We start from the raw sequence: 15226 nt of genomic DNA on the forward strand, positions 1-15226 counted from the left end.
AATAAAATGTTGTCTATGGTATATGATTGTGAAAAAAATGTTGGTCTGAGTATGGAATTAAACGAGTTGATAGCCAGAATTACTGGATACAATACTGTCGGAGAGCATGAACCGGAGCTTCTAAAGGCTTTCGCTGTTATGGCAAGGACGGAGCTGGCTAGAAGAACCTTTATATACAGCGGAAAGGGCTGTGAGAACCATAAGGGCTGTGATATATGCACCGAGCCCGGGCACTGCTTGGAATACGGCCTTGCTGATGTAGAGGTGCCACAGGCTGTCTATGAAGCTGTTGCTGAAACAGACAGGGAAATAATGCTTTTTGAAGGGCGTCCGATAAAACCGTATTTTCATTACAGGTGCGGGGGAGCAACGGAAAACTCTGAAAATGTTCTGGGAAACAGAATAACCTATCTTAGGAGGGTGCTCTGTTCCTTTTGCAAGGATAGCAGCGACAGCAGAAGCGACATGTATTTTACATTGCTCGAGCTGGAGGAATTGCTAAAAACAAGAGTCAATAAGCCTGAGGGAATTTACTATAATATTCAGGGGATGTTTGAGGATATTGAGGTAGATGATCAAGGAAAAATCAACAGAATAAAGATTGGCAGCAAGACTTTCAAAGGAACCGAAGTGAGAGAGCTGCTAAAACTCAATTCAACCAGATTTGACTATATACCAGTGAAATTCCTGGTTAAGTGCATCGGAACAGGGCATGGACTTGGCTTGTGCCAGTGCGGGGCAAATGAAATGGCAAGGTCAGGGAGAAGCTATCAGGAGATACTGAAATATTATTATACAGGTGTAAACTTTGTACAAATGGAGATTCCGGACATTAGCAAACCTTTAAAGGGTGTCAGAGTTGTGTTGGATGCAGCTCACGGCGGAAATGACTGTGATGACAATAAGGGCTCTACTGGTATCAGGGAAAAGGATGTCAATCTTGAAATTGTGCTGAAGCTAAAAGATTTACTTGAAGACCAAGGAGCTGAATTATACCTGACAAGAGACCGTGATGTCGGCATGGCACTTTCTGACAGAGCCGCACTGTCTAATGGGAAAAGGCCGGATTTTTTTTTATCGGTTGGACAAAACAGTTTTCCCAATTGCACTGCTTCTGGTACGGAGATATATTACTACAGGGGCGACAGTCATGGAGAAAAGTTAGCAAGACTAATAATTGAAGAGCTGAGCGGATCTCTTGGACTTAAGAACAGAGGGGTGAAAACCGCTGAATACTACTTGCTCCGAGAGGTCAAAGCATCTGCTGTGATTATCCAGATGCTTTATATAAGCAATCCTCAGGACGAAAAGCTTTTATGCGATAAAAGCTTCAGGGAGGCTGCATCAACAGCAATATTCAGAGCGATCAAGGCATATTACAATATGCTGGAAAATAGCTGCACCTAAATATTTCGCACTTAATCCTTTGAAATAAAATCATATAAGTGCGAAATGTTACAATTAAAAACCGTAAGGCACTATATTGAACGCACGAGAGCATTAACATTGGGTAGAGTGCGAATTCAATGCCAAATAAGGAAACTTTTTGCGAGATCTGATTGAACAATACAAAAGATATCTCGCAAAACGTATTAGTGTCTTTTTGATGAAAACGCATACGCCAATCTAGTATGCGTTTATTAATGCTAAAGAACTAATTGCCTTACATATAATAGGGTGCAGTTTGTTTTTTCTCGTGTTATTCGAAGAAAGCAAGGTGAAGTTGAATAAAAGCTCAAATTTCATATATAATAGCTGTAAATTACTAAAAAAAAATTTGACTAATAAAGTATTAGTTGATATAATATTTTGTTTTAATTGACATATAATATAGGTTATGATAAAATTTAAGATGTTGGGAAGGAAGGTGATTTTTTATGGCTTCAAAAAATACCCTAACCCTCATCAAAAGTAATATAGACAACTATGTTGGGGAAAGAGTCGTGCTCAGAGCCAATAAAGGCAGAAAAAAGATAAGCATAAAGCAAGGTGTAATTGAGAAGACGTACCCCAGTATATTTTTAGTACGGATTGAAGGCGAAGTGCCTGAAGATTTCGGGCGAACCGTTTCATTCAGCTATTCAGATATACTGACAAAGTCTATCGAATTATTCGCATGTAAAGATAATGTAAAGATAGGCTGCATGTAATAGTTTCATATCATCTAAACATCAAAGCCTTTTCGCAGTATTATATGTTGAAGTGTAAGCAGCAGTTATCGTCTGTGGGGCGAAGTTATATACTATGGATACAACCTTGTGAGGCAAAAAATTGAGACCCGTATAGGGTTCTTAATTTTTTTTGCTCTTTTTTGCATAATAATTTTTTATTCCTGCTGCTAAATTATTATGCATACAATGCATAAATACAGCAAAGCCTATTTATTAAGTGTAAAGCGGTTGGAATGAAAAAATGCCGGCTTTATTCCGCTGATTTATATTTATTCACTTTATAGGTGAATTAATATGCAAGCATATGGTATAAAATGTAAACAGCTCCTTGAACGCTACATCCCAGCTACTTGTGTAATAATTATTAGTTGTATATACTAAAGTAGTTAAAAATGTATAGGAAACATCAATAGAAGAACTATAAGGTATAATAGAATATGTTTAGGGAGTTGCCACGATATTAAGAGGGCAAGACTACATTTTATAAGGGAGGATAACAAATGTTTGATGCAGACAGAAAGCCTTTTCTGAATGTTACATCTGAAATAGGCAAATTGAAAGCTGTCCTGCTGCATAAACCGGGTAAGGAGCTGGAAAGGCTTACACCCGATTATCTTAAAGAGCTTTTGTTCGATGACATCCCATGGCTCAGGAAAATGAGGGATGAGCATGATGAATTCGCAGAAGTTCTTAGGCAGAGGGGAACCAAGGTTTATTATGTTGAGGATTTGCTGGCTGAGGTTTTAGAGAACGTAGACGTAAAAAGAAACCTTATAAATGATATACTGCTTCACTGTCAAATAGAAAACCTTGAACTCCATGAAATGATATTTTCCTACTTATTTGAAAAAAGCCCTGCAGAAGTAGCGGAAATTGCCATAGCAGGTTTGAATAAGAGTGATATACCTGATATGGAGAGGGAGTATAGTCTCTCAGATTATGTAAGGAAGGATTATCCTTTATACATAAATCCAATACCTAATTTATATTTCATGAGAGACCCGCTGGCTATAATCGGAAGCGGAATATCCATCAACTCAATGCATACAGATGCAAGAAGAAGAGAGCCAATGATAATCAAATACATATATGACTTTAATCCTCTATTCAAGAAGGATTATTCTCAAATATGGTATAACTATACAATACCCCACAGCATAGAGGGCGGAGACATACTTGTGCTTAGCAAAGAAGCAGTGGCTGTTGGCTGCAGTGAAAGAACTTCTGCTAATGGGATTGAAATACTTGCAAGAAATCTTTTCGCAGGAAATGAGAACCTGAAAGAGGTTCTGGCAGTACAGATACCACCACTCAGGGCATTTATGCATCTTGATACGGTATTTACAATGGTTGATAGGGATAAGTTCACAGTTTATCCTGGAATATTGGACAGGGTTTCAGTTTATAAGCTCACCCGCGGAAGCAGGAATGGAATAAAGGTTACTGTAGAAAATGACCTTGTTGAAGCTCTTAAGAAGAGTCTCAGACTTCCTGCAGTCAGCCTTATACAAAGTGGCGGTGGAGATATAATCACAGCTGCAAGAGAACAGTGGAATGACAGCACGAATACATTAGCTATTGCTCCTGGGGTGGTAGTGACTTATGCAAGAAATGAAGCTTCCAACGAGGTACTCAGGAAGAATGGCATCGAGGTTCTTGAAATAGATGGGTCTGAACTGGTAAGAGGCAGAGGCGGTCCAAGATGTATGAGCATGCCTCTTGTAAGGGAAGACATATAGTCATCCTATGGATGACAGGCTATAGGCAATAGGCAATAGGATTCAGTTAGGCTTCGAAGTATTTACTCAACCCATTGCCCATTGCCCATTGCCAAGTGCCCATCGCCCATTGCCGAAAAAGTACCAAGTATCGTATAATAAGATAAAACTCAAAACTTATATAAAGAAATAATTAATTAAAGACTGAAAAGGAGCGAATTTAAAATGGCAGTTAATCTTAAAGGCAGAAGTTTTCTTACGTTAATGGATTTCACACCAATGGAAATCAGGTATATGCTGGACTTGTCCCATGACTTAAAGTCAAAGAAAAGAGCAGGCATATCCAATTATCTGCTGAAAGGCAAGAACATTGTATTACTTTTTGAAAAGACCTCTACTAGAACAAGATGTGCTTTCGAGGTTGGTGCTCTCGAAGAAGGTGCTCATGTAACTTATCTTGACCAGGCAAGCTCACAGATGGGCAAAAAGGAATCTCTGGAAGATACAGCCAAGGTGCTTGGAAGATACTATGACGGCATAGAGTACAGAGGTTATAAGCAGTCAGTAGTTGAAGACCTTGCAAAGTATTCAGGAGTTCCGGTATGGAATGGTCTTACAGATGTTGACCATCCAACACAGATTCTGGCAGACATGCTTACAATCGAAGAGCATGTTGCAAAGCCGCTTAACAAGGTTAAAGTCGTATTTGCCGGAGACACAAGAAACAACATGGCATATGCATGGATGTATGGCTGTGCAAAGATGGGCATGCACTTTGTAGCGTTGGGACCGAAGGAATTAAGCCCTAGTCAGGATATATTGAATAAAGTGAATGAAGTTGCAAAGGAAACTGGCGCTATAATAGAAGTAGCTCATGATATTGAAGCTGTCAAAGGCGCAGATGTAATATATACAGACGTTTGGGCATCAATGGGCGAAGAAGACCAGATTCCTGAAAGAGTAAGACTTCTTACTCCATATAAGGTTACTATGGAAATGCTTAATAAAACTGGCAATTCTGATGTTATTTTCATGCATTGCCTGCCTGCATTCCATAACTTTGAAACAAAGCTTGCCAAGGAAATGATGGAAAAAGGCTTTGATATCAGAGAAGTAACTGATGAAGTATTCAGAAGCAGACATTCTGTAGCATTTGATGAAGCTGAAAACAGAATGCATACAATAAAAGCAATAATGGTAGCAACACTATAAAATTTTGATTTTTAAAGGAGAAGGTGTATGTCAGTAATAAAGGTCGTTGTAGCATTGGGCGGAAATGCCCTTCAGGAAGCAGGCACTCCTGCGACTGCAGAAGCGCAGCTGCAGGTAGTGAATAAGACTGCCGAGTATCTTGCAGAAATGTGCGTCAGAGGGTATGAAATGGCAGTGGTACATGGCAATGGACCTCAGGTCGGAAGAATACTTCTAGCCTCAGAGACTGCTGCGAATGTAACACCTTCAATGCCATTTGACGTTTGTGGGGCAATGAGTCAAGGCTATATTGGATATCATATACAGCAAGGCTTGAGACACGCTCTCAGGCAGAGAGGCAAAGACGTACCTGTTGTTACATTAGTTACACAGGTGGTTGTTGACAAGGATGATCAGGGCTTCAAAAATCCTACAAAACCGATAGGTGCTTTCTATACAGAAGAGGAAGCCAAGAAGCTTCAGGCGGAAAAGGGATATGTGATGAAGGAAGATGCCGGAAGAGGCTGGAGAAGAGTTGTCGCATCCCCAATGCCCAAAAAGATAGTTGAGCTTTCAGGTGTTAAACAGCTCTGGGATACAACCATCGTAGTTACATGCGGTGGCGGCGGAATTCCTGTAATAGAAAAGGAAGATGGTTCCCTTGCGGGTGTAGCTGCAGTAATTGACAAGGATCTTGCTGCTGAAAGGCTTGCTGAAGATATTGGAGCAGATATACTTATGATACTTACTGAAGTTGAGAAAGTCTCAATCAACTTCAAGAAGCCGGATCAGAAGGACCTTTCAAGTTTGACTGTTGCAGAAGCTGAACAATACATGAAGGAAGGACATTTTGCGCCAGGCAGCATGCTTCCAAAGATGCAGGCAGCTGTTATGTTTGCAAAAGCAAATCCGGGTAAAAAGGCAATAATTACTTCTCTCTACAAGGCTGTAGAAGCTTTGGAAGGAAAAGCAGGAACAGTAATCAGTTTATAATAAGTGTTTTGCATAATACCCTACATATTATTCAATCAAATTATGCAAATACACTACCTTGGATGTTATTGAATTCGCACTATATCTATTAAGAATGCTTTTATGCGTTCAATATCAGGAAACCGTGGATGAAATCCACGGTTTTTTTATCTGTACTAATAATTCTATTAGAAGAAATTATAAAAAAATACCATAAAAGATATTGATAATTGTTTTGCTTTCGTATATCATAGACAAAGAGTGCTTGACGAAGTATGTAGAAATTTGTTTTAAAGGGCACAATAAATTAAAATAATTAAACTAAAGGGGGAAATTAAATGGCTAAACGTGTTGTACAAATCCACGAGAAACTTCCGCTAATTGAAAGCATTCCGTTAAGTTTCCAGCATCTATTTGCAATGTTCGGAGCATCTGTATTGGTTCCGATGTTGTTCAAGATAGATCCTGCGACTGTATTGCTTATGAATGGTATTGGTACGCTGCTCTACATATTTCTCACAAAAGGTAAAATACCTGCATTTCTGGGTTCCAGTTTTGCATTCCTATCCCCCGTTTTTGTTGTAATGGCTGGTAAAAGCTATGAAGCAGCACTCGGGGGATTTGTTGTATCCGGACTTATTTTTATTGCAGTAGCACTGATATTCAAGTATGCGGGAACCGAGTGGATACATGTTGTGTTCCCTCCTGCTGCAATGGGAGCTATTGTAGCTATTATAGGCCTTGAGCTTGCCCCGGTAGCTGCGCAGATGGCAGGGCTTGTGCTGGATAATAATGACCCAGGTCTGTATATGAATCCTAAAGCACTTATTGTATCAATAGCAACTGCAATAATCATTATTGTAGGATCAGTGGTATTCAGAGGGTTTCTGGCAATCATACCAGTACTTGTAGGGGTTGTCAGCGGCTATATAATAGCATTGTTTGTAGGTATAGTAAACTTTGATCCAGTTATGAATGCAAGTCTGTTTGCCATCCCAACAATTTATACCCCGGTATTTGATATCTCTGCAATCATTACGATTATACCCGCGGCCTTGGTTGTAATTGCAGAGCATATTGGACATCTTATAGTAACTGGCAATATAGTAGGCAAGGATCTTACAAAGGACCCAGGATTGCACCGCTCATTGATGGGAGACGGAGTATCCACCACGCTTTCCGGTCTGATTGGTTCAGTCCCTACTACAACCTACGGTGAGAACATAGGCGTATTGGCGATTACAAAGGTATACAGCGTATGGGTAATAGGCGGAGCTGCTGTAATATCCATAATAATATCTTTCTTTGGCAAGTTCTCTGCAATAATATCGACAGTGCCCAAGCCTGTTATGGGCGGAGTATCCCTCCTGCTCTTTGGAGTAATAGCTGCTTCAGGTATAAGGATGCTTGTTGAAGAAAAGGTTGACTACAATAAGCCTAAAAACCTCATATTAACAGCTGTTGTGCTTACGGTAGGATTAAGCGGAGCACATGTACAGATAGGAACAGTTACGCTGGCAGGCATGGCACTGGCTACAATAGTATCAATAATAGTCAGTTTGACCTTCAAGGTGTTTGAAGTAACTGGGATAATGAACGAATAAGAGAATATTAGTAAAAGAAATAAATATAAAATTATAGCCCCAATATTTGAGCGGATTCGCTCATTTATTGGGGCTATTTCTAGTATATAGCCTATTGCTGAGCTTCAAAGGCCTGCCCAAATCGTGTAACTTGAAACGCGAAACGCGTAACCAGACCCAACGGGAATACCCAGACCTATTGCCCATTGCCCATCGTCAGCACCATTTTATTAGCAATGAATATAAAAGTAGTCATAAATTCCTTCTCGTCTCATATAAATTAATAGAAAAACTATAGTAGGAGGAGGAGAACTAATGCCACTAGAGTTAATAAGAAACCCACTTAAAGTTTCCAGGATAATAGGCGAAAATGTATTCAGCACTGTAGTAGAAGAAGATATAAATGTACCGGACATAAATCCGGATTTATACAAGATACTTGCACCGAGCGCGACTGTACAACTGAAGGATTGCGAAGTGTTGAACGATAGGGTTATGGTAAATGGACAGGTAATTTTAAGCATATTATATGCAGCGGATGATGAAGGGAAACCACTGAGCAATATGGATGTCGTAGCAAATTTTTCGCAGGGTATAGAAATACCTGGCGCCAGGCCTAGGATGAAGGAAAGCATCAGTACAGTAATTCAACATATTGATTGTTATATGATCAACTCAAGAAAGCTCAGTATTAAGGTTATTATGGACCTTTCGTGCAGGGTTGAAGACTTGTTCGATTTGGAGCTGGCTGGAGATGTGAGAGGCTTGTCAGATATACAGGTTCTCAGGGAGCCCAGCAGCTTCAAGCAAGTAGTAGGCTATAACAAGGATCGCTATGAATTCAATGAAGAGTTGAATTTAGCCGCAGATGTACCTGCAATAGACAAGATATTAAGGTCGGATTATAAAGTAATAGTAAAAGATGAAAAAGCAACTGACGGCAAGGTTGAAGTAGCAGGATTGCTGGGAGTAAACATACTGTACAAAGCTGCTGCTGAAGAGAATCGACTGCAGTATCAGGAGTTTGAGATACCATTTACTCAATACATAGAGATTCCTGCAGCAGAAAGAAATATGGAGTGCGCAACGGACAATGCGCTTCAGGAATGCTATCTGGAGGTAGGAGAGGACTCGAACGGTGAGAAGAGAGTACTGAATGCCTATATGGTATTGGGCATGGGAGCCAGAGTGTTCAAAGACACTGAGCAGGATGTGGTAGTAGATGCGTACAGTCCGAGCAATGTTGTGGACATTGAAAAGAATATGGTCTCGGTCAACGAGTTTGTCGGTAAAAGCCGTTCAAATATTGTAGTTAAAGAGACTATGGGAATAAAGCATGGAGATCCGGAAATTGAGAAAATATGCTATGTAAATGTAATGCCGATTGTGAATGAAGTAAAGCTGCTGGATGATCGGGTGCTGCTGGAGGGAATGATGGAATGCACAGGAGTATATATGACATCATACAGCGCAGAACCTATGTGCAGCATGACAGAGCAGATACCGTTCAGGCACTTTATGGATATACCAGGTGTAAAGCTTGGCATGCCTTGTACAGTAAAATGCAGTGCTGACAGTGTAAACTTCACACAGATAAATAATGAAGTAATTGAACTAAGGGTTGTACTCGGAGTATATGCAGAGGCTGTTAAGTATACAGAGAAGAGGCTTGTTGAAAAGGTTGATGCAGTGGAAGGCGTGAGCATAGACTATGGCAGGATACCGGCTGTGACCATATATATGATGCAGAGGGGTGACACTCTGTGGAGCATAGCAAAGAGGTACAATACCACTGTGGATGCATTAGCAAAGCTGAATAATATTGAGAATCCGAGCAAAGTGACAAATGGCATGCAGATAATGATTCTAAAGAACATACGGGTAGGGCAAAATGCCAATAAATAATTATGATTAGTCTCTAAAAGCAGGATGCAAAATTCCTGCTTTTTTATTTATAAAAAAATATATTAAAATTGAGCAGTATATATTATAATAAAAATGGAGAATTATGTATACAGGGGATAAAAGGTGCGAGGTGCGAGGTGCGAGGACTGAGCTTAGTCTTCGAAGACCTTTCTAAAACCACGAACCACGAACCACGTACCCCGAACCAAAAATATCGGAGCGTGATAACTTTGAATACACAAACCGGCAGAGCAGCTGCCAAGATAAACCTTGCTATAGATGTATTAAGAAAAAGGCCGGATGGATACCATGATGTTTCTATGATAATGCAGTCTGTTGCATTATATGATACAATTACCGTCAGAGCCTTGAAGGGCGAAATAAAAGTTACTGCAAATACTGACAAGATACCCACTGATAAAAGTAATATTGTATATAAAGCAGCCGAATACTTAAAGATGAAATACAATGTGAAGGAAGGCGTACTGATAAACATTGACAAAGCAATACCAGTTGCTGCGGGACTTGCAGGTGGAAGCACCGACGCAGCGCTTACGCTGAAGCTTCTTAATAAGGGTTGGGATTTGCGTTTGTCTAAGAATGAGATTCTGGAAGCGGGAAAAAAGCTGGGTTCTGATGTGTCCTTCTGCATCCAGGGCGGCACTGCTTTAGCGGAAGGCTTGGGTGAGAAGCTTACCCCGCTGCCCGGAATTCCTGATTGTCTCGTACTACTGGCTAAGCCTGCTGTGAGCATATCTACGAAAGAGGTTTATGAAGGCTTGAGGCTTGAGAATATTAAAGAAAAGCCTGACATTAAGGATATGATTAGATGTATTGATGAAAGCGACCTGGAGGGTATTGCAGCTAATATGTGCAATGTACTGGAAACAGTAACAATAAAGAAATGCCCGCAGATAGAGGAATTAAAAGAAAGGCTTGTAGAATACGGCGCCTTGGGCAGTATGATGAGCGGCAGCGGACCAACGGTATTCGGAATTTTCAAGGATAAAGCAACTGCATATAATGCATATGATCATATAAAAGATATGGTTAACGAGGTTTTCGTAGTCAAGACTATCAATCAGACTTGGGATTCCTAACAAATGTTGTATTAGAATACTAATAGGGGGCGATAATAATGGAAAATGATTTTCTCGAATTGAAGTTGGACAACTACAAGCCTTTAAGAGAAATAGTATTTGAGTCTGTAAGGGGAGCTATTATTTCAGGGGTGCTGAAGCCTGGGGAGAGATTGATGGAAGTGCAGCTTGCAGAAAAACTGGGAGTCAGTCGAACCCCTATAAGGGAAGCTATAAGGAAGCTTGAACTGGAAGGCTTGGTTATAATGATGCCACGGAAGGGCGCATATGTAGCGGATCTTTCCCTTAAAGACATTACCGATGTACTGGAAATCAGAGCGGCCTTGGAAGGCTTGGCTGCTGGGCTTGCAGCTCTAAGGATTACTGATGAAGAGATTGAGGAGCTTGAATTGAATGCTCTGCAATTTCATCAGGCTTTAGAAGCAGATGATTTCGACATGATTGTACAAAAGGATATTGAGTTCCATGACAGAATATTCAAGGCTACAAGAAACGATAAGCTGCTGCAGATAACCAATAATCTGAGGGAACAGGTTCAAAGATTCAGGATAATGTATATTAACAAATCGAACAAGTCAAAGGATTTAGCCAAGGAGCATTACGAAATAGCTGAGGCAATTTCCAAAAGAAATATAGATATGGCTGAGAAAATTGCAAAGAAGCATATAGAAAACGCTGAAAAATATATACTGACGATGGCTGGGAATATGCCGGAGAATCATTAAGAATAGTAGGGATCGGTACCCTCGTCGTTCCGGAATGCAGCGGCGGCATTGGTCGCCTGAAAAAGGAAAGAAGGATGAGCTAAGTGGATGTTATAGTCCTTGCAGGAGAAAAAAAGGATAGCAAAAATGGGAGCGGGGAAGAGAAGATAAATAAAGCCTTTTATAAAATCAAGGATAAGCACATGATAGAATATGTGGTAGAAACCCTTAGAAAGTCCAGCTGCATTGACAAAATTGCGGTTGTTGGACCAAAGGATAAGCTGGAGGAGGTAATCGGAGGTATTGTGGACTTTGTTGTTGAAGGAGCTGATTCCATAGTATCGAACATACTGCTGACACTGGATTGTTTTCCAGGTGAAAAGGAGATACTTATCGTGACCTCTGACATCCCCATGATTACCAAAGAGGCAATTGAAGACTTTGTAGCAAGAGCCAGGCAGAAAGATGCAGATTTGTGCTATTCCATTGTAGACAAGAAAGTCAATGACCTGAAGTATCCGGATGTCAGGAGAACATATGCACGGTTGTGGGAAGGACAGTTCACCGGAGGCAATGTGTTTTATTTCAATCCCGATGTAACAGATAAGTGTAAGGATTTTGTCGGGAAAATGTTGGAGTACAGGAAGAGTCCAACGAAAATGGCCAGGGTTCTGGGCTTTGGTTTTCTGCTGAGGCTTGCCCTGGGGATTTTGACTATAAATGCAGTCCAGAAAAAATGCGAGTCTCTTCTGGGAATAAGGGGTGCAGCAATTATCTCACCCTATCCGGAGATAGGCAATGATGTAGATAGATTTAGCGACTTGGAATTTATAGAGAAATATATGTAGTGTGATATGCATAAAAGAAGACCTGTCAGCGAATGCTGACAGGTCTTCTTTTATGCATATATCTCACAGCTTTTGTAAAAAATAACTCATTAGGAAAGGGTGGAGATAGAATGATAGGTGTAATTAGGGAAAACATAAGGAGTTTTTTGGATATCACAATAATTATTACAATGATAGCAATTGGTGCATTTGCAATATTGGGAGACTATAGGTATTTCAAGAAAATGAAATATAAAAAGGACGCAGCTGCATCCCTGGGAGTTGGGATAGCATGCTTAGCGCTGCCCTTTGTTCTTCTATTGATAATCCGTACTTATTGACATAACAGACTTCAGCCAATTCATGAGGGAGGCATTTTGATGGGCTTTTTTTCAACCAAGAGAAGCGGTAAAGCTAAAGTAGAAAATGAAATGGGGAAATTACTCAATTCCAAGAGCATAGAGGAAAATACAGAAAGGCTGAAAGACCGCTTAAGGGACTGTGATGATATTGTATACAAGGAATTTAGAGTTGGAGCGGAGCAAAGCCTTAAGTTCCTGCTTGTCTATACAGATGGAATGAGCAGCAGGGATATGCTGAACGACGCAGTTTTAAATGCCTTGATGATTCACGCCAGGGAAGTGCCGCCAGATGCAACAGAACCAGGCGAAGAGCTGTATCGGCTTGTAAGGTATGGCGGGCTGCCTGCCTCAGAGCTTGCAGATAATGACAACCTTGAGGATGCTATTCTGGCCATACTTATCGGAGACGCAGTACTTTTTATAGACACAACTGAAAAAAGCATAATAATAGGTGCCAAGGGCTGGCCTATGAGAGGCGTATCGGAGCCGAACACCGAGTCATTGATAAGGGGTCCCAGGGATGGCTTCACCGAGACCTTCAGAGTAAATACTGCACTGGTAAGAAGGAGAATAAGGGATCACAAGTTGAAGCTGAAGCAAATGAGGGTGGGCAAGAGAAGCTTCACAGATGTTGGTGTAATGTACATCGAGGATATTGTAAAACCCGAGCTGGTAGAGGAAGTGACGCGAAGGATTAAGACTATAGATATCGATGCAATTATAGAGAGCGGGTATATAGAACAGCTGATTGAGGATAATTACATGTCGCCCTTTCCACAGATAAATGTCACTGAGAGGCCTGATGAAGTTGCCGCCTCCTTGTATGAGGGAAGAGTAGCAATACTTGTAGACAACTCGCCCTTTGCTCTTATTGTGCCGACAACCCTGAACAGCCTCTTTCAGTCACCCGAGGATTACTACGACAGGTGGTACGTTGCAACTATATTGAGGTCATTAAGATATGTAGCCAGTATTATTTCGCTGGTACTCCCTGCGTTATATATAGCAGTTACTTCCTTCCATCCGGGCATACTGCCGGCAAAGCTGGTTATATCCATAGCGGCAGCACGGCAAGGCATTCCCTTCCCTGCGCTTATCGAAGCCTTCCTGCTGGAAGTGACCTTCGAGCTTCTCAGAGAGGCAGGACTAAGGCTACCTGCACCAATAGGCAGTGCCATAGGCATAGTAGGTGGTATTGTGATAGGTTCAGCAGCTGTTGAAGCCGGCATAGTAAGCCCTATTATGGTTATTATTGTTGCAATAACCGCTATATCTTCATTTTCGATTCCCAGCTACAGTCTCTCTGTCGGATTTAGGATGCTGAGGTTCTCTCTTATGGTTTTTGCAGGAGTCTTGGGATTGTATGGGATTATGTTGGGAGTGCTATTGATATTGAGTCACCTTGTAAAGCTGAAGAGCTTCGGAATACCTTACATGTCGCCATATGTATCCTCTGTGGGAAGCGACTTCAAGGATACCATAATAAGAGTGCCGTCTTTCCTTATGGGGAGGAGACCGCTTACAATCGCAAGGAACACTGTAAGGCTCAAGAATAACAGACACTTGATAAACCAAATGGAACGGGAGGGTGATAATGATGATAAAAAATAATGATAATGTATCACCTTACCAGATCGCTATGATAATTATAATGTCGGTAATCTCAGTGGGTGTTTTCTCTATAGCCTCAGACGCTGCTGATGCTGCAGGCACGGATGGCTGGCTGGTGATTGCCCTTGCGGGTGCATTAAACATATTGGCTGTGGTTATTATTGTCAAGCTGAATTCCAGATTTCCAGGCAAAACCTTTGCGGAGTACAGCCAGATAGTGATAGGAACCATCCTTGGCAAAATACTGACATTTTTATTTGCTGCCTACCTATTGCTGGTTATAGCTTACGTGACAAGGGCTTTCACCGAGGTTATAAAGATATTCCTGTTGTTTAGGACTCCTACTGAGGTGATTATGCTGAGTCTTATTCTAGTCTGTACATATATTGTAAGAGGGGGAGTTGAGTGCATTGCTAGGATAAATGAATTGATATTTCCAATATTGTTCATACCCTTTTTTATCGTATTGTTTTTTGGACTTCCTCTTATGGATTTCAGCAATCTGCTCCCTGTGCTGCAAACGCCCGCGGATAAAATGCTGACTGCTATTCCGTCACTGATTTTCAGTTTTGGAGGTATAGAGCTTGCACTTTTTTATATAGGTTTCATGAAGAATCCTAGGAAAGCATACAAACCGGCAATAATAGCCGTTCTATTTATAACACTGTTTTTAGTTATGGTAACAGTCTTTTGCATAGCCACTTTTGGGAAAAATGCCACAACACAATTTTTATGGCCTCTGGTTAATTATATAAGGGCAATAAGCCTTCCGGGACTGTTTATAGAGCGTCTTGACGGTGTGATACTGTCTCTTTGGATGCTGACGGTCTTCACCACCATTGTATCGGCTTACTTTATTGTCAGCTATTCCATATCAAAAGTGGTTGGCACAAAGGAACAGAAGCAATACGTACTGCCGCTGGCAATAATAATATACTATTTGGCTCTTCAGCCTGACAGCCTGGCTGAGCTATATGAATGGGGAGCTGCGATTTTCCCATATGCCATTACTTCTTTTCTTTATGCTGTGCCTATTATACTGCTGTTGATAGCGAAGCTAAGAAAATTGGGGGTGCGATAGA

13 protein-coding genes are annotated in these 15226 nt (G+C 40.9%); all 13 read left to right on the top strand.

Annotation, left to right across the window (positions count from 1 at the left end; genetic code table 11):
* Window positions 1–6 precede the first annotated feature (6 nt).
* Window positions 7–1407, top strand: a complete 1401-nt coding sequence (locus tag VEB00_13775) for an N-acetylmuramoyl-L-alanine amidase (protein ID HYF84085.1) — start codon at window positions 7–9, stop codon at window positions 1405–1407.
* Window positions 1408–1877: 470 nt separating this feature from the next.
* On the top strand, window positions 1878–2150 hold the full coding sequence (locus VEB00_13780) for a Veg family protein (protein ID HYF84086.1): 273 nt from the start codon (window positions 1878–1880) through the stop codon (window positions 2148–2150).
* A gap of 521 nt (window positions 2151–2671) precedes the next feature.
* Window positions 2672–3910 (top strand): arginine deiminase, encoded by a 1239-nt coding sequence (arcA, locus tag VEB00_13785; GenBank protein ID HYF84087.1) that lies wholly within the window; start codon window positions 2672–2674, stop codon window positions 3908–3910.
* A 204-nt stretch (window positions 3911–4114) separates the two neighbouring features.
* Complete coding sequence (argF, locus tag VEB00_13790; protein ID HYF84088.1) at window positions 4115–5101, top strand: ornithine carbamoyltransferase; 987 nt, start codon at window positions 4115–4117, stop codon at window positions 5099–5101.
* A gap of 27 nt (window positions 5102–5128) precedes the next feature.
* Complete coding sequence (gene arcC, locus VEB00_13795; protein ID HYF84089.1) at window positions 5129–6073, top strand: carbamate kinase; 945 nt, start codon at window positions 5129–5131, stop codon at window positions 6071–6073.
* Between the two features lie 317 nt (window positions 6074–6390).
* The gene (gene uraA / locus VEB00_13800) at window positions 6391–7656 is read left to right on the top strand and encodes a uracil permease (protein HYF84090.1); all 1266 of its coding nucleotides are present in this window, start codon (window positions 6391–6393) and stop codon (window positions 7654–7656) included.
* Between the two features lie 294 nt (window positions 7657–7950).
* Entirely contained in the window at window positions 7951–9540 is a 1590-nt protein-coding gene (locus tag VEB00_13805; GenBank protein ID HYF84091.1) for an SPOCS domain-containing protein, read from the top strand.
* 230 nt (window positions 9541–9770) lie between these two features.
* Window positions 9771–10640 carry a 4-(cytidine 5'-diphospho)-2-C-methyl-D-erythritol kinase gene (gene ispE, locus VEB00_13810; protein ID HYF84092.1) on the top strand — a complete coding sequence of 290 codons (870 nt, stop codon included), beginning with the start codon at window positions 9771–9773 and terminating at the stop codon, window positions 10638–10640.
* A gap of 38 nt (window positions 10641–10678) precedes the next feature.
* Window positions 10679–11365, top strand: a complete 687-nt coding sequence (locus VEB00_13815; GenBank protein ID HYF84093.1) for a GntR family transcriptional regulator — start codon at window positions 10679–10681, stop codon at window positions 11363–11365.
* 83 nt (window positions 11366–11448) lie between these two features.
* On the top strand, window positions 11449–12192 hold the full coding sequence (locus VEB00_13820; protein HYF84094.1) for an NTP transferase domain-containing protein: 744 nt from the start codon (window positions 11449–11451) through the stop codon (window positions 12190–12192).
* A gap of 110 nt (window positions 12193–12302) precedes the next feature.
* Entirely contained in the window at window positions 12303–12512 is a 210-nt protein-coding gene (locus tag VEB00_13825; protein ID HYF84095.1) for a CLC_0170 family protein, read from the top strand.
* A 39-nt stretch (window positions 12513–12551) separates the two neighbouring features.
* Window positions 12552–14144 (top strand): spore germination protein, encoded by a 1593-nt coding sequence (locus VEB00_13830; protein HYF84096.1) that lies wholly within the window; start codon window positions 12552–12554, stop codon window positions 14142–14144.
* Complete coding sequence (locus VEB00_13835; GenBank protein HYF84097.1) at window positions 14128–15225, top strand: endospore germination permease; 1098 nt, start codon at window positions 14128–14130, stop codon at window positions 15223–15225. The genes VEB00_13830 and VEB00_13835 overlap by 17 nt, the downstream gene beginning before the upstream one ends.
* The last annotated feature ends 1 nt before the right edge of the window (window position 15226 follow it).

This window comes from Clostridia bacterium (genome assembly GCA_035628995.1).
Classification (GTDB): domain Bacteria; phylum Bacillota; class Clostridia; order Lutisporales; family Lutisporaceae; genus BRH-c25.

What these genes read in the sequence shown, in the direction of transcription:
- arcA (HYF84087.1), top strand. Translation starts at nt 2,672, where the DNA reads ATGTTTGATGCAGACAGAAAGCCTTTTCTGAATGTTACATCTGAAATA.
- uraA (HYF84090.1), top strand. Translation starts at nt 6,391, where the DNA reads ATGGCTAAACGTGTTGTACAAATCCACGAGAAACTTCCGCTAATTGAA.
- arcC (HYF84089.1), top strand. Translation starts at nt 5,129, where the DNA reads ATGTCAGTAATAAAGGTCGTTGTAGCATTGGGCGGAAATGCCCTTCAG.
- VEB00_13835 (HYF84097.1), top strand. Translation starts at nt 14,128, where the DNA reads ATGATGATAAAAAATAATGATAATGTATCACCTTACCAGATCGCTATG.
- VEB00_13780 (HYF84086.1), top strand. Translation starts at nt 1,878, where the DNA reads ATGGCTTCAAAAAATACCCTAACCCTCATCAAAAGTAATATAGACAAC.
- VEB00_13815 (HYF84093.1), top strand. Translation starts at nt 10,679, where the DNA reads ATGGAAAATGATTTTCTCGAATTGAAGTTGGACAACTACAAGCCTTTA.
- VEB00_13825 (HYF84095.1), top strand. Translation starts at nt 12,303, where the DNA reads ATGATAGGTGTAATTAGGGAAAACATAAGGAGTTTTTTGGATATCACA.
- argF (HYF84088.1), top strand. Translation starts at nt 4,115, where the DNA reads ATGGCAGTTAATCTTAAAGGCAGAAGTTTTCTTACGTTAATGGATTTC.
- VEB00_13805 (HYF84091.1), top strand. Translation starts at nt 7,951, where the DNA reads ATGCCACTAGAGTTAATAAGAAACCCACTTAAAGTTTCCAGGATAATA.
- VEB00_13830 (HYF84096.1), top strand. Translation starts at nt 12,552, where the DNA reads ATGGGCTTTTTTTCAACCAAGAGAAGCGGTAAAGCTAAAGTAGAAAAT.
- VEB00_13775 (HYF84085.1), top strand. Translation starts at nt 7, where the DNA reads ATGTTGTCTATGGTATATGATTGTGAAAAAAATGTTGGTCTGAGTATG.